At 73.0% G+C, this 25350-nt stretch carries 19 protein-coding genes; 10 read left to right on the top strand and 9 right to left on the bottom strand.

Annotation, left to right across the window (positions count from 1 at the left end; all coding sequences use genetic code 11):
* Positions 1–478 (bottom strand): single-stranded DNA-binding protein (gene ssb / locus AAC134_RS20190; protein ID WP_339950935.1); only part of this gene is annotated, 478 nt, incomplete at its 3' end.
* A gap of 251 nt (positions 479–729) precedes the next feature.
* On the opposite strand from ssb, the gene ppk2 reads away from it, so the two are divergent.
* The 5 genes from ppk2 (at position 730) to coaD (ending at position 7115) form a co-directional block, all read left to right on the top strand.
* Complete coding sequence (ppk2, locus tag AAC134_RS20185) at positions 730–1761, top strand: polyphosphate kinase 2 (protein ID WP_339950934.1); 1032 nt, start codon at positions 730–732, stop codon at positions 1759–1761.
* A gap of 67 nt (positions 1762–1828) precedes the next feature.
* Positions 1829–2698, top strand: a complete 870-nt coding sequence (locus AAC134_RS20180) for a DUF2927 domain-containing protein (protein ID WP_339950933.1) — start codon at positions 1829–1831, stop codon at positions 2696–2698.
* 197 nt (positions 2699–2895) lie between these two features.
* Complete coding sequence (gene uvrA, locus AAC134_RS20175) at positions 2896–5775, top strand: excinuclease ABC subunit UvrA (protein WP_339950932.1); 2880 nt, start codon at positions 2896–2898, stop codon at positions 5773–5775.
* 144 nt (positions 5776–5919) lie between these two features.
* On the top strand, positions 5920–6354 hold the full coding sequence (locus tag AAC134_RS20170) for a CBS domain-containing protein (protein WP_339950931.1): 435 nt from the start codon (positions 5920–5922) through the stop codon (positions 6352–6354).
* A 251-nt stretch (positions 6355–6605) separates the two neighbouring features.
* On the top strand, positions 6606–7115 hold the full coding sequence (gene coaD / locus AAC134_RS20165; RefSeq protein WP_339950930.1) for a pantetheine-phosphate adenylyltransferase: 510 nt from the start codon (positions 6606–6608) through the stop codon (positions 7113–7115).
* A gap of 111 nt (positions 7116–7226) precedes the next feature.
* Here the strand turns inward: coaD and AAC134_RS20160 are convergent, their stop codons facing one another.
* Positions 7227–9464 carry a bifunctional diguanylate cyclase/phosphodiesterase gene (locus tag AAC134_RS20160; protein WP_339950929.1) on the bottom strand — a complete coding sequence of 746 codons (2238 nt, stop codon included), beginning with the start codon at positions 9462–9464 and terminating at the stop codon, positions 7227–7229.
* 628 nt (positions 9465–10092) lie between these two features.
* Here AAC134_RS20160 and AAC134_RS20155 point away from each other — a divergent pair.
* Positions 10093–10581: a peptidylprolyl isomerase gene (locus AAC134_RS20155; protein WP_339950936.1), complete on the top strand. Its 489-nt coding sequence runs from the start codon at positions 10093–10095 to the stop codon at positions 10579–10581.
* An 89-nt stretch (positions 10582–10670) separates the two neighbouring features.
* Here AAC134_RS20155 and AAC134_RS20150 read toward each other — a convergent pair whose 3' ends face one another.
* On the bottom strand, positions 10671–11228 hold the full coding sequence (locus tag AAC134_RS20150) for a hypothetical protein (RefSeq protein WP_339950928.1): 558 nt from the start codon (positions 11226–11228) through the stop codon (positions 10671–10673).
* A gap of 382 nt (positions 11229–11610) precedes the next feature.
* Here AAC134_RS20150 and queA point away from each other — a divergent pair, with 382 nt between their 5' ends.
* Positions 11611–12672 (top strand): tRNA preQ1(34) S-adenosylmethionine ribosyltransferase-isomerase QueA, encoded by a 1062-nt coding sequence (gene queA / locus AAC134_RS20145; protein ID WP_339950927.1) that lies wholly within the window; start codon positions 11611–11613, stop codon positions 12670–12672.
* Positions 12673–12834: 162 nt separating this feature from the next.
* Here queA and AAC134_RS20140 read toward each other — a convergent pair whose 3' ends face one another.
* Positions 12835–14214: a calcium-binding protein gene (locus AAC134_RS20140; protein WP_339950926.1), complete on the bottom strand. Its 1380-nt coding sequence runs from the start codon at positions 14212–14214 to the stop codon at positions 12835–12837.
* 349 nt (positions 14215–14563) lie between these two features.
* Between AAC134_RS20140 and AAC134_RS20135 the strand changes: the two genes are divergently transcribed.
* The 3 genes from AAC134_RS20135 (at position 14564) to lpdA (ending at position 18401) form a co-directional block, all read left to right on the top strand.
* Positions 14564–16000, top strand: coding sequence for an MFS transporter (locus tag AAC134_RS20135; RefSeq protein WP_339950925.1), 1437 nt, complete (start codon positions 14564–14566; stop codon positions 15998–16000).
* A gap of 157 nt (positions 16001–16157) precedes the next feature.
* Positions 16158–16736: a DUF924 family protein gene (locus AAC134_RS20130; protein ID WP_339950924.1), complete on the top strand. Its 579-nt coding sequence runs from the start codon at positions 16158–16160 to the stop codon at positions 16734–16736.
* A 270-nt stretch (positions 16737–17006) separates the two neighbouring features.
* Positions 17007–18401, top strand: coding sequence for a dihydrolipoyl dehydrogenase (gene lpdA, locus AAC134_RS20125; protein ID WP_339950923.1), 1395 nt, complete (start codon positions 17007–17009; stop codon positions 18399–18401).
* A gap of 181 nt (positions 18402–18582) precedes the next feature.
* Here the strand turns inward: lpdA and AAC134_RS20120 are convergent, their stop codons facing one another.
* The 5 genes from AAC134_RS20120 to AAC134_RS20100 all read right to left on the bottom strand — a co-directional run bounded on the left by AAC134_RS20120 (position 18583) and on the right by AAC134_RS20100 (position 24986).
* On the bottom strand, positions 18583–19275 hold the full coding sequence (locus AAC134_RS20120; protein WP_339950922.1) for a VIT1/CCC1 transporter family protein: 693 nt from the start codon (positions 19273–19275) through the stop codon (positions 18583–18585).
* 402 nt (positions 19276–19677) lie between these two features.
* A complete protein-coding gene (gene mrdA, locus AAC134_RS20115) occupies positions 19678–21702 on the bottom strand; it encodes a penicillin-binding protein 2 (RefSeq protein ID WP_339950921.1) in 2025 nt (674 codons plus the stop codon).
* Entirely contained in the window at positions 21699–22274 is a 576-nt protein-coding gene (locus tag AAC134_RS20110) for a hypothetical protein (protein ID WP_339950920.1), read from the bottom strand. The genes mrdA and AAC134_RS20110 overlap by 4 nt, the downstream gene beginning before the upstream one ends.
* A complete protein-coding gene (gene mreC / locus AAC134_RS20105) occupies positions 22271–23305 on the bottom strand; it encodes a rod shape-determining protein MreC (RefSeq protein WP_339950919.1) in 1035 nt (344 codons plus the stop codon). Before mreC ends, AAC134_RS20110 begins: the two co-directional genes overlap by 4 nt.
* 640 nt (positions 23306–23945) lie before the next feature.
* On the bottom strand, positions 23946–24986 hold the full coding sequence (locus AAC134_RS20100) for a rod shape-determining protein (protein ID WP_092859888.1): 1041 nt from the start codon (positions 24984–24986) through the stop codon (positions 23946–23948).
* Positions 24987–25350: the final 364 nt, after the last annotated feature.

Raw genomic sequence — 25350 nt, 5'->3', positions numbered from 1 at the left:
CCCCGCCGCCCGAGCGGCCGCCGCCCGCGCCGCCGCCATAACCGCCGCCGCCGCCGCCGCCGCCGAAGTCGCCGCCGCGGTCGTCGTAGCCGCCGCCGCCGCCGCCCCCGGCGCCGCCCTGGCCGCCGGCCGCGTCGAGGAAGGTCAGCTCGCCGCGGAACGGACGGATGGTGACCTCGGTCGAATAGCGGTCCTGGCCGGACTGGTCCTGCCATTTGCGGGTCTCGAGCTGGCCCTCGACATAGACCTTGGAGCCCTTGCGCAGAAACCGTTCGGCGTTGTTGGCGATCTGCTCGACGAAGATCGCGACCGAGTGCCACTCGGTCCGCTCGCGCCGCTCGCCGGTGTTCTTGTCCCGCCAGGTCTCGGAGGTGGCGATGCGCAGGTTGCACACCTTGCCCCCGTTCGCGAACGTCCGCACCTCCGGGTCACGCCCGAGATTGCCGATCAGGATGACCTTGTTGACGCTGCCCGCCATGTCCCTCGCTCTCCGTCCGTCCGGGGCCGTCTTGCGCGCCCCGGGTCCTCGTCTCCCCGCCGGGGGTCGCCCGATCCCGCGCCCCGTGCGCGCATTCGAGTCGAATCCGGGTTAGCCGGACGTTAACGGCGTGCGCCCAAAGAGGCCATGGGCGGCGCGGGCGGTTGACCTCACGGGGCCCCGATGACGTCATGGACCGTCATCGCCCGCGCCCTCGCGTGCCCGACGGGACCGCCACAGGAGGAAGGACCATGGCCGACAAGGCTGACCCCGACGCCCCGATCGAGGCGCCCGACGCTTCGCGGCCCAACGGCGCGGCCGAGCCCGCCAGGCGGTCCCGCAAGGCCGCCGCGAAACCGGCGCCCGCCGGGCCGGCCGCGCCGGCGCAGGACCATCCCCCCACCCTCGCCGAGCGTCGCCACGACCCCGAGGAGATCCGCCGCGCCTTCGAATCCGGCGAATTTCCCTACAAGACGAAGATGCGCCGCCCCGCCTACGAGACCCGCAAGACCGAGCTGCAGGTCGAGCTCCTCAAGGTCCAGCGCTGGGCCAAGGCGACCGGCGAGCGCATCGCGATCCTGTTCGAGGGCCGCGACGCCGCCGGAAAAGGCGGCACGATCAAGCGCTTCATGGAGCATCTCAACCCCCGCGGCGCCCGGGTCGTCGCGCTCGACAAACCCACCGAGACCGAGCGCGGACAATGGTACTTCCAGCGCTACGTGGCCGAGCTGCCCACCGCTGGCGAGATCGTGCTGTTCGACCGCTCCTGGTACAACCGCGCGGGGGTCGAGCGGGTGATGGGCTTCTGCACCCCGGCCGAATACCTCGAGTTCATGCGCCAGGCGCCGGAGCTCGAGCGGATGCTGACCCGCTCGGGCGTGCGCCTGTTCAAGTACTGGTTCTCGGTCACCCAGGCCGAGCAGCGCAAGCGCTTCAAGGCCCGGGCCGCCGACCCGCTGAAGCGGTGGAAGCTGAGCCCGATCGACCTCGCCAGCCTCGACAAGTGGGACGCCTACACCGAGGCGAAGGAGGCGATGTTCTTCTACACCGACACCGCCGACGCGCCCTGGACCATCGTCAAGTCGAACGACAAGAAGCGCGCGCGGATCAACTGCATGCAGGACCTGCTCTCGCGGCTGCCCTACCCCGACAAGGACCGCGGGGCGGTGCGCGCGCCCGACCCGCTGATCGTGGGCCAGTCCGCCCATGTGCTGCGCCGCGACGAGCACCTCGCCTCCCGCGCGCCGGCAGGGGAGGACGTCGCGCCCTCAGGCCCCGACTGAGCGGCGCGGGGGACCTTCGGCAGGGGCGCGGATTGCCTGGCCCGGCCCGGCCGGATAGGTTTCGTTCATGACTGGTTCAAGACATTGCCTCCGCCGCGCCGCGCCCCTGCTGATCGCCGCCCTCCTCGCCGCCTGCGGCAAGAGCTCGGCCGAGCTGACCGCGAAATACTCCCGCGACATCGAGAGCCTCAGGCAGGCGGGCATGGCCCGCGCCGACAGCGCGCCCGCCGACGCGCCCTGGGGCCCCGAGGACCTGGCGCGCAACTTCGCCCGCGTCGTGCACGCGCAGGACCACCGCAGGTTCGACGAACAGCCGCTGCAGAAATGGCGGCAGCCGGCGCGCTACCGCTTCCTCTATGGCGACGCCGGCCCCAGCGACGAGGAGCGGCGGCACATGGCTGACCTGGCCCGGCGTCTGTCCGCGGCCACCGGCCTGAGCGTGCGCGAGGCCGACGAGGACGCGGGCGAGGAGGCCAACCTCAACATCCTCTTCCTCGACTACGAGGAGCGCGAGGCCGTCCTGGCCCCGTTGACCCCCGAGGAGCGCGACAACCTCGTCTATGCGCTGATCGCCGAGACCCACGGCAACGACAACAACCTGTGCATGTTCCAGGTGGCGTACGACGTCGACGACCCGGAGACGTGGACCAGTTACGGCGTCACCGTGATCCGCTCCGAACTGCCCCGCGACTGGCGCATGAGCTGCCTCGACGAGGAGGTCACCCAGATGTTCGGGCCGCAATACGACCACGACGCCGTGCGCCCCTCGATGTTCAACGACGACGAGGAGTTCCTGTATCTCACCGACCATGACGAGGCGATGCTGCGCTTGATCTACGACCCGCGCCTGCGCTCGGGCATGACCCGGGCGCAGACCACGCCCATCGTGCGCCGGATCCTGGCCGAGGGCGGCTTCGGCCCCGCGCCGGGGAGCTGAGCCGCGCGGGGGTCCCCGCGCCCCTCCTGCCATGGCGCGCCGCCGCGCGCCTCCTGCCACCGTGCTGTCAGCAGCGACCAGCCGCCGCGCCGCCTTGCAGGCATGTTCTCGATTTGTTTACACTGCCGGGGACTCGCCCCCCGACCCTCGCGCGTTATCTAGGGCCCTTGGGCGCGAGCACGGGCGGGAGCGAGCCATTGACCGAACTCAAGACCATCTCGATCCGCGGCGCGCGCGAGCACAACCTCAAGTCCATCGACGTGGACCTGCCGCGCGACCGGCTGGTCGTGATCACGGGGCTGTCGGGCTCGGGCAAGTCCTCGCTGGCCTTCGACACGATCTACGCCGAGGGACAGCGCCGCTATGTCGAGTCGCTCTCGGCCTATGCGCGCCAGTTCCTCGACATGATGTCCAAGCCCGACGTGGACCATATCTCGGGCCTCTCGCCCGCGATCTCGATCGAGCAGAAGACCACCTCGAAGAACCCGCGCTCGACCGTCGGCACGGTGACCGAGATCTACGACTACCTGCGCCTGCTGTTCGCCCGCGCCGGCACGCCCTATTCGCCCGCCACCGGCAAGCCGATCGAGGCGCAGCAGGTCTCGGACATGGTCGACCGGGTGATGGCGATGGAGGAGGGGACGCGCGCCTACCTGCTCGCCCCCATCGTGCGCGACCGCAAGGGCGAATACCGCAAGGAGTTCGCCGAGCTCAAGAAACAGGGCTTCCAGCGGGTGAAGGTCGACGGCGAGTTCTATGAGCTCGACGACGCCCCCACGCTCGACAAGAAGTTCCGCCACGACATCGACGTCGTCGTCGACCGCATCGTGGTGCGCGAGGGGCTCGAGCAGCGGCTGGCGGATTCCTTCTCGACCGCGCTGGGCCTCGCCGACGGCATCGCGGTGGTCGAGACCGCCCCCCGCGCCGAGGAGGGCGAGGAGCCCCCCGCGCCCGAGCGCCACGTCTTCTCCGAGAAATTCGCCTGTCCGGTCAGCGGCTTCACGATCTCGGAGATCGAGCCGCGGCTGTTCTCGTTCAACGCCCCCTTCGGCGCCTGCCCCAAGTGCGACGGGCTGGGGGTGGAGCTGTTCTTCGACGACCGGCTGGTGGTCCCCGACGAGAACCTCTCGGTCTGGGACGGGGCCATCGCGCCCTGGGCCAAGTCCAAGAGCCCCTACTTCAAGCAGACCATCGAGGCGCTTGGAAAACATTACCAATTCGATTTCCGCACCCCCTGGCGCGACCTGCCCGCACCCATCCAGGAGATCTTCCTGCGCGGCTCGGGCAAGGAGGAGATCGCCTTCCGCTACGATGAGGGCGGCCGGGTGTATACCTTGTCCCGCCCCTTCGAGGGGGTGATCCCCAACATGCAGCGCCGCTGGCGGGAGACCGACAGCAACTGGGTGCGCGAGGAGTTCGAGCGCTACCAGAACAACCGCGCCTGCGCGACCTGCGGCGGCGCCCGCCTGAAGCCCGAGGCGCTGGCGGTGAAGATCGCCGGCGACCACATCGGCAAGGTCGCCGAACGCTCGATCCGCGAGGCCCTGGCCTGGGTCGAGGCGGCGCCCGAGCACCTCTCGGTCCAGAAGAACGAGATCGCCAGGGCCATTCTCAAGGAAATCCGCGAACGTCTTGGATTCCTTGTCAATGTCGGGCTGGATTACCTGACGTTGTCGCGCGGCTCGGGCACCCTGTCGGGGGGCGAGAGCCAGCGGATCCGGCTCGCCTCGCAGATCGGCTCGGGGCTGACGGGGGTGCTCTACGTGCTCGACGAGCCCTCCATCGGTCTGCACCAGCGCGACAACGGGCGGCTGCTGGCGACGCTGAAGAACCTGCGCGACCAGGGCAACACGGTGATCGTGGTCGAGCATGACGAGGAGGCGATCCGCGAGGCCGACTACGTGCTCGACATCGGCCCCGGCGCCGGCGTCCACGGCGGCGAGATCATCGCCGAGGGCACGCCCGCCGACATCGCCGCGGCCCCCAACTCCCTGACCGGCCAGTATCTTTCCGGCGTCCGCGAGATCGCGATCCCCGCCGAGCGTCGCCCCGGCAACGGCAAGTCGATCACGGTCGAGCAGGCGCAGGGCAACAACCTGCGCGACGTGACGGCCGAGTTCCCGCTGGGCTGTTTCCTGTGCGTGACCGGCGTCTCGGGCGGGGGCAAGTCGACCCTGACCATCGAGACGCTGTTCAAGACCGCCTCGATGCGCCTGAACGGCGCCAAGCAGACGCCCGCGCCCTGCAAGTCGCTGACCGGGCTCGAACATCTCGACAAGGTGGTCGACATCGACCAGTCGCCGATCGGGCGCACGCCGCGCTCGAACCCGGCCACCTACACCGGCGCCTTCACCCATATCCGCGACTGGTTCGCGGGCCTGCCCGAGTCCAAGACCCGCGGCTACAAGCCCGGCCGCTTCTCGTTCAACGTCAAGGGCGGCCGCTGCGAGGCCTGCCAGGGCGACGGCGTGATCAAGATCGAGATGCACTTCCTGCCCGACGTCCACGTCACCTGCGAGACCTGCCAGGGCAAGCGCTTCAACCGCGAGACGCTGGAAGTTCTATACAAAGGCAAGAGCATAGCCGACGTTCTTGATATGACGGTCGAGGAGGCCCAGGGCTTCTTCAAGGCCGTCCCCGCGATCCGCGAGAAGATGGACACGCTGATGCAGGTCGGCCTGACCTATGTGAAGGTCGGCCAGCAGGCCACGACCCTCTCGGGCGGCGAGGCGCAGCGGGTGAAGCTCGCCAAGGAGCTCTCGCGCCGCGCCACCGGGCGCACCCTCTATATCCTCGACGAGCCGACCACGGGCCTGCATTTCGAGGACGTGCGCAAGCTGCTCGAGGTGCTCCATCACCTGGTCGACCAGGGCAATTCGGTGGTGGTGATCGAGCACAACCTCGACGTGATCAAGACCGCCGACTGGCTGATCGACATCGGTCCCGAGGGCGGCGACGGCGGCGGCGAGATCGTGGCCGTTGGCACGCCCGAGGACGTGGCGAAGGAGCCTCGCTCCCATACCGGCCACTACCTCCGCGCGATCCTGGGCGCCAAGGGCCGGGTCGCGGCCGAGTAGGCCCGCCTCGCTGGGCGGGCCCGCGTTCCGCTGCGCGCGCCGCTGGCGGGCGCTCCGCGCAATGCCCGGCGCATGGCGCTTGACGGAGGGGCTGCGGCGCCGGCAGGCTTGTTCTCCCAGAAGGAGAATTCCGGGAGGAAACTCATGACCGTGGCACGAATCCTGCGGCAGAAGGGATCGGGCGAGGTCGCCTCGATCGCCCCCTCCAGGAGCGTCGCGGACGCCGCCGCCCTGCTCAGCGAGAAGCGGATCGGCGCGTTGATCGTCTCGGCCGACGGCAAGGGGGTCGAGGGCATCCTCTCCGAGCGCGACGTGGTGCGCTGGCTGGGCCGCGAGGGCGCCGACTGCCTGCGCCGCGTGGTGGCCGACGTGATGACCTCGAAAGTCGTCTCCTGCGCGCCCGGCGACGACGTCCAGGCGATCATGGAGCGGATGACCGAGGGCCGCTTCCGCCACATGCCGGTGATGGAGGACGGCCGCCTGACGGGCGTGATCTCGATCGGCGACGTGGTCAAGTACCGGATGGGCCAGCTCGAACACGAGACCGAGGCGCTGGCCGACATGATCAAGGGCTACTGACCGACGGCCGATTCCCGGAGCCCGGGCGCGTCCCCTCGCCGACCGTCGGCAGGTTGCCCCGCAAGACCCGCGCGGGGCCTGCGGGGGGGCCGAAAGCGCGCGGTTTCCGCCGGGTTCCCTTAGCGTGACCTTGACCCTGCGGTCCCGATGGTGTCGCTTGCCCGCCGATCGCCGCGAAGAACGCGGCGGCGCGGGCGACGGGTCCGCCGCCTGCGCGGCCGACCCCGACGACGGGAAGCGCGGGGAGGAACATGACGGTCTCGAAGCAACGCACGGGGCTCTACCCCGGCACGTTCGATCCGGTCACCAACGGCCATCTGGACATCATCCGACGCGCGGCGACGCTGGTCGACAAGCTGGTGATCGGCGTCGCGATCAATCGCGACAAGGGTCCGCTGTTCACGCTCGAGGAACGCACGGCGATGATCGAGGCGGAGACGGCCTCGATCGCCCGCGACACCGGCACCGTGATCGTGGCCGAGCCCTTCGAGAACTTACTGATTCACTTCGCCGAGCAGGTCGGCGCCCAGGTGATCATCCGCGGCCTGCGCGCCGTCTCGGACTTTGAATACGAGTTCCAGATGGTCGGCATGAACCGCGCGATGAACGACAAGGTCGAGACCCTGTTCCTGATGGCCGACGCCCATCACCAGGCGATCGCCTCGAAACTGGTCAAGGAGATCGCCCGACTGGGCGGCGACGTCTCCAACTTCGTGCCCGGCGAGATCGAGAAGCGCCTGCTCGAGCGGCTCGGCCGCTGAACCCTCCGCCGCGGACCGTCTCCGGGTCCCCGCGAGGGGGCCCGGAGCGGGCGGGGGGCAGGCGCTCCCGCCTCTGACCCTGGCCGCGCGTCCCGCCTCGGTCCTCGCCGATCAGGCGCGCGCGGCGTTCAGGGTCGGGCGCGGCGTGTCCGACTGGCCCGCGGGGCGGCGGCCGCGACGGTCGACCCCCTCGGGGCGCGGCCCGGAGGCGTCGAGCCGGTCGTTGCAGGCGGCGAAGTCGCTCAGCGGGGCGCGGGGATGGCTCTCCTGCTCCGCAGTGGCATCGGCTTCCCAGCGCATCACCTCGCGCAGGTCGGCTTCGGGCATCGGTCGCCCGAAGTGGTAGCCCTGCAGCGTGTCGCAGCCCAGGTCGGCCATGGCGGCGGCCTGCTCGGGGGTCTCGATCCCCTCGGCGGTGACCTTCATCCCCAGCCGACGGCCGAGCGCCACGATGCCCCCGATCATGCCGCGGGCGCGGGCGGGGTGCGCGTCGAAGGCCAGCACGAAGCTGCGATCCAGCTTCAGCCGGTCGAAGCGGAAGCGCCACAGGTAGGCGAGGCTCGAGTAGCCCGCCCCGAAATCGTCCATCGCGATCGAGACGCCCAGCGCGCGGATCCGGGCCAGCTGCCGCTCCACCGCGTCGGCGTCCGAGATCAGCATCGATTCGGTCACCTCCAGCTCCAGCCTCGAGGGATCGAGGCCCGAACTTTCCAGCGCTGAGCGCACCGTGTCCACCAGCCGCCCGTCGCGGAACTGCGCCACCGACAGGTTCACCGAGATCGCGAGCGGCGCCGGCCAGCCCGCCGCCACCGAGGTCGCCTCGTGCAGCGCCCAGGCGCCCAGCGCGCCGATCTGGTCCATGTCCTCGGCGGCGGGAATGAACTCGGCGGGCGAGATCGGGCGATCCTGGCCGTCGCGCAGGCGCATCAGCGCCTCGAAGCCGCGGGTGGCGCCGTCGCGGGAGCGGACAAGCGGCTGGTAATGCAACGAGAAACGGCCGTGGGTCACGCCCTCGCGGATCGCGGTCTCGACCGCGCGGCGGCGCTGGACGCGGGCCTCCATCGCGGGGTCGAACAGGCAGGTGCGGCCGTGGCCGGCGGCGCGGGCCTCGCGCTGGGCGATCTCGGCCCGGCGCAGCGCGGGGTCGACCGCCAGCTCTCCGGGCGCCAGCAGGCAGGCGCCGACCGAGGCGCTCAGCGACAGGGGCCGCCCCTCGGCGTCCGAGACCGGGGTCGCGACGCGGGCCGAAATCCGCGCCAGGATCGCGGGCAGGTCGGCGGCCTCGGACAGGCGCAGGAGCGCGGCGAAATCGTCGGGCCCGACGCGGGCCAGCAGATCCTCGGAGCGCAGGCTCGCGCGCAGCACCCGGGTGGCCGCGCGCAGCACGGCGTCGCCCACCACCGGGCCGTGCAGTTCGTTCACCGTCCGGAACCGGTCGAGGTCGATGGCCAGCACCGCCAGCCGCACGCCGTCGCGGGCGGCCTCCGCGGCGAGTTCGGCCGCGGCCTCGGCGAAGCCGGCGCGGTTGGGCAGCCCGGTCAGCGCGTCGAGCCGCACGGCGCGGCGCACCCCCGCCTCGGCCTGCTCGCGGCGCCGCCGGGCGCCGACCCAGGCGAGCGCGGGGCCTGCGAAGGCCAGCGCCCCCGCCGCCGCCAGCGCGGCCCCGGCGAGCGCCTGCACCCGCTCGATCCGGGCGGCGAAGGCGTCGACGTCGACATAGACCTCGGCGTAGCCCGCAATCGCGCCCTGCGGATCGAGGATCGGCATGTAGACCTCGGCGAAACGCGCGGGCCCGCCAAGCACCGGCGCGGCGATGTCGAGCTTGACCACCCGCTCGCCCGCCGAGAGCCGGCGCCAGACGGCGGGGGCGCCCAGGGGCAGGGGGCCGGGTTCGCCCGGCAGCACCTCCCCCGCGGCGCGGGAGGCCGGGGGCGCGGGCTCGAGGCGGGCAAGCATGCGGCCGCGCCAGCGCCAGGCGGAGGCCAGCGGCGCGCCGTTCAGGTCGAAGAGGCGGAAGCCGTAGGCGTCGGCGCGGGTCCCGGCCTCGCGCAGGGGATCGAGGTCGGCCTCATGCAGGCGCCCGGCGCGCAGGTGGCGGGGCAGGGCGGGGGCGGCCTCGGTCATCGTGGCCGACCAGGTCTCGACCAGGCGCAGGGCGTGGATGCGCACGGTCTGGCCGCTGGACCAGGCCATGGCGGCCCCCACGCCCAGCGCCAGCAGCAGCGCGCCGATCAGGACCACGGCGGGGGACGGGGCGAGGCGGGCGCGAAGCGGCGGGCGGGCGGGACGCGACCGCTCCGGCGCAGGGCGGAGGCCGGGCAGGTCCGGCGCCGCCGGCGCGTCGCTCAAGGCGGGGTCGACCGCGGCGCCAGGGGCTGCGCAGGGCGGCTCGAGGGAGGTTGACGGGGCGGGGTCGTCCGCCGCGCCGACGGCGAAGGGACCGGACGCCTCGGCGAGGGGCGGCGCGAAGGGCGGCCGGGGCGCGGCGCCGGACGCAGGCGCGGGGCCGGCGCTCGGCGCTGCGGCGAGCGCCCTCCCGCGCGCCGCAGAGGCGGCGGAATCGGGCGAGGGTCGGACCGTCAGGGAGGGCGCGGCCGCGTCCGGCCCGGCGGGTCGGCGCAGCAGTCCCATGATCCCCGCAAGACGCGCGGCCGGCATTCGCGTCCTCCCTTCGGCAGGTTGCTCCCGCGGCGTGCGGGTCGACGGTCGGCGGCCGGCGGCGGCCGGTCGCCTGGCTCAACCCCTAGCGCCTCAAACGTTTCGGATCGCTTAAGGGCTCGCGCTGGGGTTGCGGTCGGGGCGCTCTGGCCCCGTCCGCTCCCGCGCGGTTCATTTGACCCCGATCCGCATCCGCGCTAGGCCCGCTGACCGGCGTCGCCCAAGGGCGGCGGCCGGTGCGTCCCAGGCTGGGAGGAGCCCTGCAAGGATGAGACGTCTGTTCGCCGCGCTGCTCGCGCTGACCCTTTCCGCGCCGCTGATGGAGGCCCACGCCGTGGAGCTGCAAGACCCCGAGAACACCCTGGTGATCGAGCTGAAGGACGGCCCGGTCTACATCCAGCTCCTGCCCCAGGTGGCGCCCAAGCATGTCGAGCGGATCAAGACGCTCGCGCGCGAGGATTTCTACGACGGCATCGTCTTCCACCGCGTGATCGAGGGCTTCATGGCCCAGACCGGCGACCCGACGGGCACCGGGCGCGGCGGCTCGGACTACGAGGACCTGCCGGCCGAGTTCTCGAACGTGCCGTTCGAGCGCGGGACCCTGGGCATGGCCCGCTCGCAGAGCCCGAATTCGGCCAACTCGCAGTTCTTCATCATGTTCGCCCAGGGCAGCTTCCTCAACGGCCAGTACACCGTCTGGGGCCAGGTGATCGAGGGCATGGAGCATGTCGACGCGATCGCGCGGGGCGAGCCGCCGCGCAATCCCGACAAGATGGTCGACGTCTACATCGCCGCCGACAGGAAGTGACGGCGAGGATCTGACAGGAAGCCCCCCGCGCGGGGGCTTCTTTCGTTTCGGGGGGGCGTCTAGCCCCCGCTCGACCGCCCCGCGGCCGCTCAGCCGCCGGCGCCGCTCATCCGCCTGAGCGCCCAGGCGCAGACGAGGGCGAACAGCACGTGGCCGGCGAGCGCCACCCAGGTGATGCCGGTGAAGCCCAGAAAGAACGCGTTGCCGTTCACCAGGCTCGCCATGATCCCGATCGCGAAGACCCACAGGCCCACCCCCCACAGCGCGGCGGCCGCGAGCTCGGGCAGCCCCGGCGCCAGGCGGCGGGCCAGCGGGCGCGCGATCAGCAGCCAGCCCAGCGGGTAGGCGACGAGCCCGGCGATATAGTGCAGCAGGTGCGCGCCGGCGCCCGAGTCCCAGCCGAACGTCGTCTGCAGCGTCTGGCGGGCCAGCGGCACCGGCGCCAGGGCGGCGGCGCCCAGCAGCGGGCTGATCGCCTGGCCGTAGAGGTCGAAGGCCACCGTCGCCGCCGCGCCCGCGCCCAGCACGATCAGCGCCGCCTGGCCGGGCGAGGCGGCGAGGCCCGCGGGAGACAGCGGGTCGGCGAATGCTCCGGCCGCGCCCTGCGGCGGGCGGGGGTGGATCGAGCTGCGGTTCGCGGCGGTCATGGTCTCGGGATCCCTCTCTGCGCGGCGCACTGACGCGGCGTCGCCTGAGCCAGATCTGGCGCCTTCCGCGCGCCGCCGCAGCCCCTGTTTCATCCATCTGCCGGGATGGTCATCCGCCGAGAGCCCCTCGCGACCCCGTGCGAGCCGCGCGTGAGCCGCGCGTGATCGCCCCGCCCGGTCCCTCCCCCCCGCCGGCCGCGGCCCGCCGGCGGAAGACGGGACCGGCAAGCCGCGGCGCCCCTGCCAGGCCCGCCCGCAGGGCGCCTGCGCGCCCCTGCGCGGCCCTCCCGGCCCGCGCGCGCCGCCCTTGACCTCGGCGCAGGCCGGGGCCAGAGGGGCGCCGAGCCCGCCCCTCCCTCGCCCCCGATCCCCCGAGGCCCCGATGCGCGTCGACGATTTCGACTTCGACCTGCCCGAAGAGCTGATCGCCCTGCGCCCGGTGCGCCCGCGCAGCTCGGCGCGGATGCTGCATGCGCAGGGGGGGACGCTGGCCGACCGGCGCGTCTCGGACCTGCCCTCGCTGCTGCGCGCGGGCGACCTGCTGGTGTTCAACGACACCCGCGTGATCCCCGCCCGCCTGTTCGGCGAGCGTCGCCGCGACAGCGCCGACGGGCCGGGCGTGGCCAGGATCGAGGCGACGCTCCTCTCGCGCGAGGGTCCCGACGCCTGGCAGGCGCTGGCCCGCCCCGCCAAGCGCCTGCGCGAGGGCGACCGGCTGGTCTTCGGCCCCCCGGGCGCGGAGCTGGGCGCCTCGGTGGCGGGCAAGGGCGAGGCCGGCGCCGTGCGGCTGGCGTTCGACGTCGCGGGGCCCGCGCTCGACGCCGCCATCGCGCAGGCCGGGGTGATGCCGCTGCCCCCCTACATCGCCCACCGCCGCCCCGCCGACGCGCAGGACGACGCCGACTATCAGACCGTGTTCGCGGAGCGTCCGGGCGCGGTGGCCGCCCCCACCGCCTCGCTGCATTTCGACGCGGCCCTGCTGGCGGCGCTCGAGGCGGCGGGCGTGCGCTCGACCCGCCTGACGCTGCACGTGGGCGCGGGCACCTTCCTGCCGGTGAAGGTCGAGGACGTCGAGAGCCATCGCATGCATTCCGAATGGGGCGAGGTTCCCCAGAGCGCGGCCGAGGCGGTCAACGCCACGCGCGAGGCCGGCGGCCGGGTGATCCCGGTGGGCACCACCGCGCTGCGGCTCCTGGAGACGGCCGGGACCCCGGACCGCCGCCTCGTCCCCTGGGTCGGGGACACCGACATCTTCATCCGCCCCGGCCACCGCTTCCGCGTCGCCGACGGGCTGATGACCAACTTCCACCTGCCGCGCTCGACCCTCCTGATGCTGGTCTCGGCGCTGGTGGGGGTCGAGCGGGCGCGCGCGATCTACGCCCACGCCATCGCGGAGCGCTATCGCTTCTACTCCTACGGCGACTCCTCGCTGCTGTTCCCCTGAGCGGGGGCCGCGCGGGACGGGGCCGCGCGGGACGGGGGGCGCGCGGGAAGGGGGGCGCGCGGGAAGGGGGGCGCGCGGGAAGGGGGGCGAACGCCAACGGGCCCGCCGGCGTCGCGCCGGCGGGCCCGTTCCGCCTCCGGCCCCTCGGGCGGGCTCTCCCGCTCAGGCGGCGATGATCATGTCGATGTCGATGTTGAAGACGCCCGCGACCCCCTCGACCAGGATCGACTGGCCGCCGCCGATCGCGACCTCGATCAGCACGTCGTCGCCGACCTCGGTGGCGGTGACCAGCGTGGGGTCGACGCCGCCCAGCAGCACGATGCCGTCCTGGTCGATCTCGAAGTCGGTGATCACGTCGTCGCCGAACGCGCCCTCGAACAGGAAGTTGTCGACCGCCGCGTCGGCCTTGCCGCCCTTGAGGTTGCCCGAGAGCACGTCGTCCCCCGCCCCCCCGAAGATGAAGTCGGCGCCGCCGCCGCCCTTGACGATGTCGTCGCCGTCGCCGCCGAACACCTGGTCGATGTCGTCGCCCGCGACCACCTTGTCGTCTCCCGCGCCGCCGTAGGCGTAGTTCTTGCCCGCGCCCGCCTTGACCAGATCGTCGCCCGCGCCGCCCTCGATGTGATCCGAGCCGCCCTGGCCGAAGACCTTGTCCTTGCCCTTGCCGCCATACACCTCGTCGCCCCCGGCGCCGCCCTTCAGGCGGTCCTTGCCGGCGCCGCCGCGGATCTCGTCGGACTGGTCGCCGCCGACTGCGCGGTCGTTGCCGTCGCCGCCGTTCATCAGGTCGCCGCCGGCGCCGCCGACCAGGCGGTCGTCGCCGGCCTCGCCCCACATCGCGTCCAGGCCCTCGCCGCCCTTCACAAGGTCCGCGCCGCGGCCGCCGTAAAGGATGTCGCGGTCGTCGCCCCCGCGCAGCTCGTCGGCGCCGGTCCCGCCCAGCAGCAGGTCCTCGCCCGAGCCGCCCAGCAGTTCGTCCTCGCCCGAGCCGCCCTTGACCAGGTCGTCGTTGTCGCCGCCGTCGAGATGATCGTTGTCGGCCCCGCCCCGCAGGGTGTCGTCGCCCTCGAGCCCGTAGAACCAGTCGTCCCCGGCCTTGCCGATGGCGATGTCGTCAAACGAGCCGTTGATGTAGAAATCCTCGAACCGGTCGCCGATGAACTTGTACTGCAGCGGGATCAGCAGCAGCGAGTCGAAGGTCACGTCGGGGTTCGAGGCGAGGTCGTTCATCCGCGCCAGCGGGTTGTTGAGCCCCTCGAAGGTCCAGCGGTTCTCGGGCGCCTCCTTCTCGAAGGCGGTCCAGGAGGTGACCACGCCGGTCATCCGCCCGGTCCCCGGATCGACGCCGAAGCCGGTCCCGGTCAGCGTCTGCTTGAAGGTGACCCCGGCGTCGAAGCCGCCCTTGAAGGTCAGCACCGCCTTGGTGTCGGACTTGATCTTGTACTCGGCGCTGTTCAGCGCCAGGCCGTTGACGAAGTTCGGCCCGAACCAGTGGTTCTGGATCGTCACCGTGACGGTGGACAACGGGTACTGAGGTTCCATGCTGCACTCCCTTGGCGCGGGGCGTCTGCCGCGCACCGCGAATGGGCGCGATCCTCGGGCGTCGTCTGGCCCCCCGGACGCCGCCCCCCACGCGCGATATTGAGGCCGCTCCTCCGGAGTGAGGCAACCTTTTCCTGCCAACGAAATCGAAACCGCCGCCGGCGCCGATATCGGCGTTGCCCGAACGCCGCGGGCGCCAGAAACCGACCTGCGATGTCGCGCATTGCCAAGACCTCGCCCGACGGTCCGCGCAGGGTGCGCCCGTCGCAAGTCCGGGGGAAGTCCGGGCGAGTCGCGGGCCGGGCGGCCCTTGGTCGCCCTACCGCAGCCTCACCGCCTGGAGATCTCGATGCTCAGCCTGCTTTCCAACACCTGGGCGCTGCTGTTCGGCATGCTGCTGCTGATGATGGGCAACGGCATGCAGGGCTCGCTGCTCGGCATCCGCGGCGCGATCGAGGGATTCTCGGCCGGCGAGATGTCGCTGGTGATGTCGGGCTATTTCCTCGGCTTCCTGATCATGTCGCGCGCGGCGCCGGGGATGATCCGGCGGGTGGGGCACGTGCGGGTGTTCGCGGCGATGGGCTCGATCATCTCGGCGGTGTTCATCCTCTACGCCGCGTTCCCCAATGTCTGGGCCTGGGGGCTGATGCGGGTCGCGGTCGGCACCTGCTTTGCGGCCGTCTACGTGGTCGCCGAGAGCTGGTTCAACGACTCCGCCACCAACGAGAACCGCGGCAAGGCGCTGTCGCTCTACATGACCACGCAGATGCTGGGCGTGATCTCGGCCCAGGCGCTGCTGAACCTCGCCGATCCGGGGGGCTACGATCTGTTCGTGCTGATCTCGGTGGCGGTGTCGCTCAGCTTCGCGCCGATCCTGCTGTCGGTCTCGCCCGCGCCGGTCCACCAGACCACCAAGCCGATGAGCCTGCGGGCGCTGTTCGTGGCCTCGCCGCTCGGCGTGGTGGGGACGGTGTTCCTCGGCGCGGTGTTCTCGGCGATCTTCGGCATGTCCTCGGTCTACGGCACCGCCAAGGGGCTGTCGGTGGCGCAGATCTCGATCTTCGTGGCGCTGATCTATGTGGGCGGGCTGATCAGCCAGTTCCCGGTGGGCTGGCTCTCGGACCGGATGGACCGCCGCCGGCTGATCCTGATCATGACCGCGCTCGGCGCGGCCGCGGGGCTCGCAGGCGCGATGGCGGGCGACTACGTGATCGTCGTGCTGGGCATGGCCGCGGTGATCGGGGGCATCGCCAACCCGCTGTATTCGCTGCTGATCGCCCACACCAACGACTATCTCGAGGCCGAGGACCGCGCCGCCGCCTCGGGCGGTCTCCTGTTCCTCAACGGGGTCGGGGCGGTGGGCGGCCCGCTCGCGGTCGGCGCGTTGATGGAGACGTTCGGCCCCTGGGCCTTCTTCGGCTTTGTGCTGACCATGTTCGCGATCATCGCCGTCTATGCCGCCTGGCGGATGACGCGCCGCCCCTCCGTCGCGCCTGACGAGACGGTCGCCTACACGCTCGTCGCGCCCGGCGCGACGCCGGTCGCGGCCGACTACGCCATGGAGCTGTCCGAGGAGCTGACCGAGGCCGCCGCCGCGGCCTCCGACGAGGCCGAGGCCGGGAGGGCGCAGGACGGCGCCCCTCCCGAGGCCGCGACCCCGGCCGCCCCCTCCGACCAGACGGCGCCTGACGAGACCGCACCCGACGAGACCGCCCCCGACCAGACCGGGCCCGACGAGACGCCCGACCCCTCCGGCAAGCCCGATCCCCGCTGGCGCTCGGTCTGATCGGGGCCTCGCCCTCTCGCCCCGCGCGTTCCCACGCGCCCTCTCGCCCCTCGCGTTCCCACGCGCCCCCTTGCCCCTCGCGTTGCCACGCGCCCCCTTGCCCCGCGCGTCGCGCCGGCCGATCCTCCGCCCCCAATCGCGAGCATCGGAGAGCGCCATGACGACCACGCCCGCCCAGGTCCTGGACTTCTGGTTCGAGCAGCTCGGCCCCTCGGCCTGGTTCGGCGGCGGCCCGGCGGTGGACGAGGCGATCCGCGCCCGCTTCGCCGGCGCCTGGCGCGCCGCCCGCGGCGGCGCCTTCGAGCGCTGGCAGGCCACGCCCGAGGGCTCGCTGGCGCTGCTGGTGATCCTCGACCAGTTCTCGCGCCACCTGCACCGCGGCTCGGGGCTCAGCTTCGCCACCGATCCGCGCGGCCTGCGCACGGCGCGCCGGGCGCTGGCCCGCGGGCAGGACCTGGCGATGCCGATCGAGGCGCGGCGCTTCTTCTACCTGCCGTTCTGCCATTCCGAGCGGATGCCCGACCAGGACCGCTCGGTGGCGCTGTTCACCCGACGCCTCGGCCTGAAGGACCGCCGCGTGAACCGCGCCCACGCGCTCGCCCACCGCGCGGTGATCGAGCGGTTCGGCCGCTTCCCGTTCCGCAACGACGCCCTCGGCCGCGAGACGACGCCCGCCGAGGCCGCCTGGCTGAAGGATGTCGGCTACATGGGCGAAGTCCGCCGCTTCGGCGGCTGAAGGCGAAGTCCGCCGCTTCGGCGGCTGAGGGCAAGGTCCGCCGCTCCGGCGGTTGCGGGCGAGGTCCGCCGCTTCGGCGGCGGAAGGCGAGGTCCGCCGCCCGGGCGGTCGAAAGGCGAGCCGGCCCGTCCCTCGGGCCCCTGCGCGCGGGACAGCATCCGGTCCCCCGCGCAGGCCACTTCGCAACAAGCTTGCCGGGGTTTCGCTTTCCCGTCCGCCTGCGCGTAGGGTAAGCCGAACCAGACCGAAACCGCATGGGAGGCACGCGCCATGGCCGGGGACAAGTTCGACGTGGTGGTGATCGGGGCGGGACCGGGGGGCTACGTCGCCGCCATCCGCTGCGCCCAGCTGGGCCTGAAGACGGTGGTGGTCGAGCGCGAGCACCTGGGCGGCATCTGCCTCAACTGGGGCTGCATCCCCACCAAGGCGCTGCTGCGCTCGTCGGAGGTGTTCCACCTGTTCCACCGGGCCAAGGAGTTCGGGCTCTCGGTCGAGAATCCCTCCTTCGACCTCGAGGCGGTGGTCAAGCGCTCGCGCAAGGTGGCCGGACAGCTGACCTCGGGCGTCGGCCACCTGATGAAGAAGAACAAGATCGAGGTGGTGATGGGCGAGGCGACCCTCGCCGGAAAGGGCCGCGTCAAGGTCAAGACCGACAAGGGCGAGCGCACGCTGGAGGGCAAGGACATCATCGTGGCGACCGGGGCGCGGGCGCGCGAGCTGCCGGGCCTCGAGGCCGACGGCGACCTGGTCTGGACCTACAAGCACGCCCTGCAGCCCACGCGGATGCCGAAAAAGCTCCTGGTCATCGGCTCAGGCGCCATCGGCATCGAGTTCGCGAGCTTCTACAACACGCTCGGCGCCGAGACGACGGTGGTCGAGGTGATGGACCGGATCCTGCCCGTCGAGGACGAGGAGATCGCGACCTTCGCCCGCAAGGCCTTCGAGAAGCAGGGGATGAAGATCCTCGAGGGGACCAAGGTCGCGAAGCTGGATCGTGGGAAAGGCAAGGTCACCGCCCATATCGAGAAGGACGGCAAGACCGAGAAGATGGAGTTCGACACGGTGATCTCGGCCGTGGGGATCGTGGGCAACGTCGAGGGCCTGGGGCTGGAGGAGGCCGGCGCGAAGGTCGAGCGCTCGCATGTGGCGACCGACAAGCACTGCCGCACCGGGGTCCCGGGCCTGTGGGCGATCGGCGACATCGCCGGGGCGCCCTGGCTGGCGCACAAGGCGATGCATGAAGGCGTGATGGTGGCCGAGCTGATCAAGGGCGAGGACGCGCACGCGACCGACCCTGCGAACATCGCCGGCTGCACCTACTGCCACCCCCAGATCGCCTCGGTCGGCCTGACGGAGGCCAAGGCCAAGGCGGCGGGTCACGAGATCAAGGTCGGCCGCTTCCCCTTCGTGGGCAACGGCAAGGCCATCGCGCTGGGCGAGCCCGAGGGGCTGGTGAAGACGATCTTCGACGCGAAGACCGGCGAGCTTCTGGGCGCCCACATGATCGGCGCCGAGGTGACCGAACTGATCCAGGGCTACGTGGTGGGCAAGACGCTCGAGACCACCGAGGCCGAGCTGATCGCCACGGTCTTCCCGCACCCGACCCTGTCGGAGATGATGCACGAGGGCGTGCTGGCGGCCTTCGGCCGGACCCTGCACTTCTAGTCGGGGTCGGGGTCGGGGTCGGCTCTCGCGCCCGCTGCGCGGACGCAACGCCCGCCCGCCGACCCCGCTGCGGGACGGCGCGCGCGTGGCGGGGTGGGGCGGGCGCCGCCCTCAGGCCCGGAGCCATCGGCGGTCGCGCGCGGGTCGGCGGCGCGCGGCGGTGGGCCGCGTCCCGGGCAGTTCAGCGGAACGCCAGCCCCACGGCGAAGGCCACGGCCCCGCAGGCGCCGCCCACGCCCAGCGTCTCGATGAGGCACATCGCCAGCCGCTCGCCCGTTGCGCGCCAGCGCACCGCGGCCAGCGCCGCCAGCGCCGCCAGCGAGGCGGCCAGCGACAGGGCGAAGGCGCGCGCGTCCGAGGCGAGCAGCAGGTAGGGGGCCAGCGGCGCCGCCCCGAAGATCACGAAGCTGAGGAAGGTGGCGACGGCGCCGCGGACCGGGCGCTCGGCGGTCCCGGCGGGCTCGGGTCCCAGAGCGCCTGCGGCGAACTCCGCGCGCAGGTTCGGCGCGCGGGCGAGGATCTCGGCCATGGCGCTTGCGTCGGCCTCGTCCAGGCCGCGCCGGCGCAGGGCCTTGGCGTCTGCGGCCCGGGCGGCTTCGGCGGGCACGGCGCCCTGCAGGCGACGCCGGGCGGCGGCGACCGCCCCGGCCGAGCGGGCCGAGAGGAACGAGCCCAGTCCCATCGCGGTGGCGTCGGCGAAGAGGTTGGCCAGCCCGAACAGCAGCACCGCCGCCGGGCCGATGCCGGCGGCCGCGCCCTCGGCCCCCGCGCCGGCGAAGCCCGCGACAATGGCGAAGGTGGTGACAATGCCGTCGTTGCCGCCGTAGACGACCTCGCGCAGCACGCCCGCCAGCCGTCCGACCCGCTGCGCCATCCTGCCATCCCGGTTGGGTTTCGCCGACCCCCAGCCTCGCCCGCCAAGGAGGCGGGGCGCAACCGGTGCGGAGGTCACAGGCCGCGGGAGCAGGGGCCAGGCGACGCGCGCAAGGCGGCAGGGGCAAGGCGCCGGGGCGTCCGGGCGCCTCTCTCGGCTCCCGCGGCGATGCGCGGTCGGCGGCAACGCGCGCCAGAGCGCGCCCGGCAGATCTCCGCCGCCCCCCGAGCTCCGCGCCGCCCGGGCCACAGGCGCCCCACGCCGATCCCCGGCGCCGCGATCGCCAACCCCGTCGCCTCCCTCGCCACGGGGTCCCGTCGTCCCGGGCCCGCCGCCCGCAACGCGCCGCGAGCCCGCCCGCCGGCAACGCGCGCAACCGCCGACGCGGCGCCCCCGTCCGCCTCAGGCGCGCCGGCCGCTGGCGGGCGCGTCCGCCGGACCCGTCGAAGGAGATGATGGGCCGCCGCCCTCGGGGGCCGCGCCGGTGGTCGAGGGCGCCTCGGGCAGGGCGTCGTCGGGACGCGGGGCGGGGGGGCGGATCCGCCGCTCCATCTCCTCCTCGCGCGCGCCGGGGGGATAGGCCGACAGCGGCGGCTCGCCCCCCCACAGCGCCCGCATGATCACGTCGCGCGCGATCGGCGCGGCCACCGCGCTGCCGCCGCCGCCATGCTCGACGACAGCCGAGACCGCAAAGCGCGGCGCGTCGTAGGGGGCGTAGCCCACGAACAGCGCATGGTCGCGCCGGTTCCAGGGCAGGTCCTCGTTGCGGAACACCCCCGCCGCCCGCTCGGCCGCCGTGATCCGGCGCACCTGGCTGGTGCCGGTCTTCCCCGCGAACTCGACCCCCTCGGCCTCGATCCGGCTCTTGCGCGCGGTGCCGCGGCGGTCGTTCATCACCGACCACATCCCCTCGCGCACCAGCCGCAGATGGGTCCCGTTGACGTCGAGCATCGGCGGCTCGGGGTCGGGCAGGGGCCGCCCGCCCTGGCCGCGGATCATCCGCGGCGCCACCGCCCGCCCCGAGGCGATCCGCGCCGTCATCACCGCCAGCTGCATCGGCGAGGCCAGCACATAGCCCTGACCGATGCCGGCGTTGAGCGTGTCGCCCACCTGCCAGCTCTGGTCGTAGGAGGCGCGCTTCCAGTCCTTGGTCGGGGCCAGCCCCTCGGAGACCGCGGGCACCGGCAGGTCGGGGCGCACCCCCACCCCCAGCCGCCTGGCCATGTCCGAGATCGCGTCGATCCCCGTGCGCCGCGCGATCTCGTAGAAGAACACGTCGCACGACTGGCTCAGGGCGTCGCGCAGGCCCAGGTGGCCGTGGCCGCCGCGCCGCCAGCAGTGGAAGTAGCTTTCCCCCAACTGGTAGCGCCCGTTGCAGAACACGCTCTCATTGGCGTCCAGAACCCCCCGCTCGAGCGCGGCCAGCGCCACGATCATCTTGTAGGTCGAGCCCGGCGGATACACCCCCGCCACGGTCTTGTTGGACAACGGCCGGTAGGGATCGGTGAGCAGCCCGTTCCAGTTCTTCGAGCTGATGCCGAACACGAACTGGTTGGGCTCGAACCCCGGCGAGGAGGCCGAGCTCAGCACATCCCCCGTCGCGATCTCGACCACCGCGACCGAGGCGCTCTCGCCCCCCAGCCGCTCCATCACATAGCGCTGCAGGTCGAGGTCGAGGGTCAGCTGCAGGTCGGCGCCGGGCTGGCCTTCCTCTCGGGTCAGCTCGCGCACCTTGCGGCCCCGCGCGTTGACCTCGATGCGGCTCAGGCCGGCGGCGCCGCGCAGGACCTCCTCGGCCCGGGTCTCGACGCCGGTCTTGCCGATCTGGAAGTCGGGGATCTGCAACAGCGGCGTGCGCCCCTCGTCGGCCTCCAGCTCGCGCTCGTTCACCCGGCCCACGTAGCCCACGGTATGCGCCAGCGCCGGGCCATGGGGATAGAACCGGGTCTGACCGACCTCGACGTCGATGCCGGGCAGGGCGGGAGCGTTGGCGTTGACGCGGGCAAAATCGTCCCAGCTCAGATGCTCGGCCACCGGGATCGGCACGAAGGCGGGCTTGCGCGCCATCTCGCGCAGCACCCGCTCGCGGTCGTGGTCGGGGATCTCGATCAGCCGCGACAGGCGGTCGAGCACCGCCTCGACGTCGCCGGCCTGCTCGCGCACCAGGGTGACGCGGTAGTTCTGCCGGTTGACCGCCAGCGGCTGGCCGGCGCGGTCGAAGATCTGGCCGCGGGCGGGCGGGATCAGCCGGATGTTGATCCGGTTCTCCTCGGCCAGCAGGCGATAGCGCTGGGCGTCGTCCACCTGCAGCTTGCGCATCCGCCAGGCGAGCGTGGCCATCACGCCCCCCTGCAGCGCGAACAGGATCGCCGCCCGGCGCGTCAGCCGGCCAGAGCGGGGCGTGGGCGCAGGACGCCAGCGGGTCATGACGCGCTCCTCCCGAAGCTGCGGGGCAGGCGGCGCCCCTCCTCCTCCTGCCGGGGGCTCGCGCCGATGCGCAGGCCATAGCGCAGCACGCCCGCCACCACCGGGATCGCCAGCGCCGTGGCGCAGAGGTGCGGGCCCAGCGCGACGAGCGAGGGCGGATGCCCCAGCGAGATCGCCATCAGCAGCCACTGCAGCCCCAGCGCCGCGCCATAGCCGAGCGAGGCCCAGACCCAGTCGCCCCAGACCGAGCGGGGGGGCGGCAGCTCCCGCGCGCGCCAGCGCAGCGCCTCAAGGGCCAGCAGCAGCGACAGCGCGCCCGCGCCCATCGGCCCGCCCAGCAGCGCGTCGCGCAGCGCCACCAGTGCGGCGACCAGCCCCAGCGGCGCGGCCTGCGGGCGGCGCAGCACGAAGAAGGCCAGCACGCACCAGGCGAGATCGGGGATCGGCGCGTCGGGCAGCGGCCCCATCGGCGCGGCCTGCAACAGCAGCGCCCCCAGCACCAGGGCCGCAAACAGCGCCATCGCGCCCAGCCGGCGCAGCGCCGCGACGGGACCCGCCGCCTGCGCGCTCATCGCTGGGCCGAGGCGAGGGGGTTGTCCCCCGCGCCCTCCGGTCCGGCCGAGGCTTCGGGGCCGGGCGCCTCCGTCCCGGCGCCCTCCGCCCCGCCGCCGGTCTCGTCCCCGGTTTCTTCCCCGGTCTCGTTCCCGGCCTCGCTCTCCGGACCCTCGGGGTCCTCCAGCGGGCCGTTGCGGATCAGGCCGCCGGGACGGTCGATGGTGGTGTCGGGCCGGTAGCGCAGGATCCGCACGAACTCCAGCCGCTCGAGGTCCGCGGCCAGCCGCGCCCGCGGCGTGCCGTCGGGCCCCACCACGGCGATGCCGACCGCGAGATCGGGCGGAAACACCTGCCCGTCGCCCGAGGTCACGATCCGGTCGCCCGGCCGCACGCCCTCGGGGTCCTCGAGAAAATCGAGCCGCGGCGCCCGCGCCCCGTCGCCCGAGAGGATCGCGCGCCGCCCCGAGGGCCGGATCAGCACCGGGATGCGCGAGGAATAGTCGGTCACATACAGCACCCGCGAGGCCCGCCGCCCCAGCCCCACCACGCGCCCCACGAGGCCCGAGCCGTCCATCACCGCCGCCCCGTCCTCGACCCCGTCGCGGGCGCCGACGTTGGCGAGCCCGGTGGCCAGGAACGGCCCGCCCGAATCCCCGATCATCTCGCCGGTCACAAAGCCCAGCGTGGGCGCGAGGCGCACATGGTTCAGGGCGCGCAGGCGGGCGTTCTCCTGCTCGAGCTGCAGGGCGGATTCGCGCCAGGCCCGCAGGCGCTGGATCTCGCGGCGCAGGGCGTCGTTCTGCTCATAGACCCGCACGAAGTTCTCGAAGTCGACGGTGGCCTCGGCGAGGAAGTCGAGCGGCCCCGAGACCCGCTCCACCAGCGGCCCCAGCGCGTCGACCACGCCCATCCGCATCCGCTCGGCGCGCGGGTTGTCGATGCGCCAGAACACGAAGAGGACCAGCAGCGCCATGCACAGGCAGGCCAACAGGATCCGCCGCAGCGTGCGCGCCGCTCCGCCTTCCGCGATGCCGTCGTCCCTGGCCATGGTTGCGTCGCGGGTCCCTTCGCGAGTTGAGGCGCCCTGCGCCCGCCGGCTCCGCCAGACCCCGCTCCCGGGGTCGAGCCCGACTTGCCCCGTTCCCGGGGCCGAGCCCGACCTGCCCCGTTCGCGGGGCCCAGCCTGACCTGCCCCGTTCCCGGCGCTTGAGCCTGACGCCGCCGCCGCCCGCGGTCAACGCGTGCAGGGGTCCTGTCCCGGGCCGATTCCGCACGGCGGGGGACAGGGCCGGAGCCATACACCCAAAGCTCCCGCGCCTCCAACAGCCCTCGCGATCACGACCTCGCCGACCGCGCGTCCCGCAGGAGGCCCCGGGTCAGGCCCGGGGCGCGTCCGCGCCGCCTTGAGGGCGGGCGGCGATCCTCGGCGCGGGTCGTCGTCCGGGTTCGCCCATCTGTCTCCGGCGCAAGCGCCACGTTTGCGGCCTCGGCCGGTCGGCGCCGCCGGGACCCGCCCGGGCCGCCTCCGTCCGCCGAGGGGCGCGTGTTCCGCCAGCACCGAAGCGCTTCGCCCGGCCGGGCGACGCGCCCGCGCCCGGCGGGCCGGGGCGGGAGGCGGGGCAGGGCGGGAGGCGGGGCGGGGGCGGGGGCGCCCCCGCCGGGATCAGCGGCCAGACCTCGCCCGGACCTCAGCGGTCGTAGTTGAGGATGTGGAGCAGGTCCTTCTCATGCTCCAGCGCCTTGCCGGTGCCCAGCGCCACGCAGCTCAGCGGCTCCTCGGCGGTGGTGATGGCAAGGCCCGTCTGCTCGCGCAGCGCGAGGTCGAGGTCGCCCAGCAGCGCGCCGCCGCCCGTCAGCATCACGCCGCGGTCGACGATGTCGGCCGCGAGATCGGGAGGCGTCGCCTCCAGCGCGGACATCACCGCCTCCTTGATCTGCATCACCGGCTCGGCCAGCGCCTCGGCGATCTGGCCCTGGGTGACCTCGATCTCCTTGGGGATGCCGTTGAGCAGGTCGCGGCCGCGGATCTCGATCGCGCGCCCCCGCCCGTCGTCGGGCATCCGCGCGGTGCCGATGGTGCACTTGATCCGCTCGGCCGTGCTCTCGCCGATCAGGATGTTCTGCTGACGACGCAGATACGAGATGATCGCCTCGTCCATCTTGTCCCCGCCCACCCGGATCGAGCGCGCGTAGACGATGTCGCCCAGGCTCAGCACCGCCACCTCGGTGGTGCCGCCGCCGATGTCCACGACCATCGAGCCGGTGGCCTCGGTGATCGGCATGCCGGCGCCGATGGCCGCGGCGATCGGCTCGGGGATCAGGGCGGCCTTGCGGGCGCCGGCGGCCATCACGCTCTCGCGGATGGCGCGCTCCTCGACCGGCGTCGCGCCGTAGGGGACGCAGACGATGATCTTGGGGCTCGCGAAGCTGCCGCGGCGATGCACCTTGCGGATGAAGTGCTTGATCATCTCCTCGGCCACGTCGAAGTCGGCGATGACCCCGTCGCGCATCGGCCGGATCGCTTGGATAGAGCCCGGCGTGCGGCCCAGCATCAACTTGGCGTCCTCGCCGACGGCGAGAACCTCCTTCTTGCCGTTCTTGGTCGCGAAGGCGACGACTGACGGCTCATTCAGCACGATGCCCCGGCCCTTCACGTAGACCAGCGTGTTCGCGGTCCCGAGGTCGATGGCCATGTCGGCCGAGAACATCCCGAAGAGGCTGCTCAGCATCTTCCAATCCTGTTGTGGGGCCAGGCCGGGGGTCCGCCCCGGCGCCGGCGCCGCGTTCTGCGGCCTCAAGAACGCTCTGCGGGCGCCACGTCTCGATTCGGCCGGCGTGGCGGCGAAAATATGGGGGAGGACAGGGCAAGCCAACCCCGCGTCCTAGGGCTCCGTCGCCGCGGCCCGGAGTTGCGCGCGCCTGCGCCCGCCCGCAGCCGCGTCGCGCCGGCTGCGGGATGCGCAGGCAGCGGCGATGGGTCGCTCGCGCCGAAGGGCGCGCGCGCGGGACGCGAGGCGCCGCGTCGGGCCTTGCGCCCGGTTGGGCCGGTCCCGCCCGCGGCGCGTTTCGGGCGCGGCGCCTGGCGCAGGCGGC

This window comes from uncultured Albimonas sp., from assembly GCF_963977235.1.
Classification (GTDB): domain Bacteria; phylum Pseudomonadota; class Alphaproteobacteria; order Rhodobacterales; family Rhodobacteraceae; genus Albimonas.
Note: the sequence above shows the minus strand (reverse complement) of the source record. Positions and strands in the feature narration are given on the sequence as shown.

Bases quoted from the DNA above. Each gene is read 5' to 3' on its own strand.
- mreC (WP_339950919.1), bottom strand. From the start codon at position 23,305: ATGGCCAGGGACGACGGCATCGCGGAAGGCGGAGCGGCGCGCACGCTG.
- AAC134_RS20135 (WP_339950925.1), top strand. From the start codon at position 14,564: ATGCTCAGCCTGCTTTCCAACACCTGGGCGCTGCTGTTCGGCATGCTG.
- AAC134_RS20130 (WP_339950924.1), top strand. From the start codon at position 16,158: ATGACGACCACGCCCGCCCAGGTCCTGGACTTCTGGTTCGAGCAGCTC.
- mrdA (WP_339950921.1), bottom strand. From the start codon at position 21,702: ATGACCCGCTGGCGTCCTGCGCCCACGCCCCGCTCTGGCCGGCTGACG.
- AAC134_RS20110 (WP_339950920.1), bottom strand. From the start codon at position 22,274: ATGAGCGCGCAGGCGGCGGGTCCCGTCGCGGCGCTGCGCCGGCTGGGC.
- AAC134_RS20140 (WP_339950926.1), bottom strand. From the start codon at position 14,214: ATGGAACCTCAGTACCCGTTGTCCACCGTCACGGTGACGATCCAGAAC.
- AAC134_RS20120 (WP_339950922.1), bottom strand. From the start codon at position 19,275: ATGGCGCAGCGGGTCGGACGGCTGGCGGGCGTGCTGCGCGAGGTCGTC.
- AAC134_RS20180 (WP_339950933.1), top strand. From the start codon at position 1,829: ATGACTGGTTCAAGACATTGCCTCCGCCGCGCCGCGCCCCTGCTGATC.
- AAC134_RS20150 (WP_339950928.1), bottom strand. From the start codon at position 11,228: ATGACCGCCGCGAACCGCAGCTCGATCCACCCCCGCCCGCCGCAGGGC.
- AAC134_RS20100 (WP_092859888.1), bottom strand. From the start codon at position 24,986: ATGCTGAGCAGCCTCTTCGGGATGTTCTCGGCCGACATGGCCATCGAC.
- ppk2 (WP_339950934.1), top strand. From the start codon at position 730: ATGGCCGACAAGGCTGACCCCGACGCCCCGATCGAGGCGCCCGACGCT.
- AAC134_RS20170 (WP_339950931.1), top strand. From the start codon at position 5,920: ATGACCGTGGCACGAATCCTGCGGCAGAAGGGATCGGGCGAGGTCGCC.
- queA (WP_339950927.1), top strand. From the start codon at position 11,611: ATGCGCGTCGACGATTTCGACTTCGACCTGCCCGAAGAGCTGATCGCC.
- lpdA (WP_339950923.1), top strand. From the start codon at position 17,007: ATGGCCGGGGACAAGTTCGACGTGGTGGTGATCGGGGCGGGACCGGGG.
- coaD (WP_339950930.1), top strand. From the start codon at position 6,606: ATGACGGTCTCGAAGCAACGCACGGGGCTCTACCCCGGCACGTTCGAT.
- AAC134_RS20155 (WP_339950936.1), top strand. From the start codon at position 10,093: ATGGAGGCCCACGCCGTGGAGCTGCAAGACCCCGAGAACACCCTGGTG.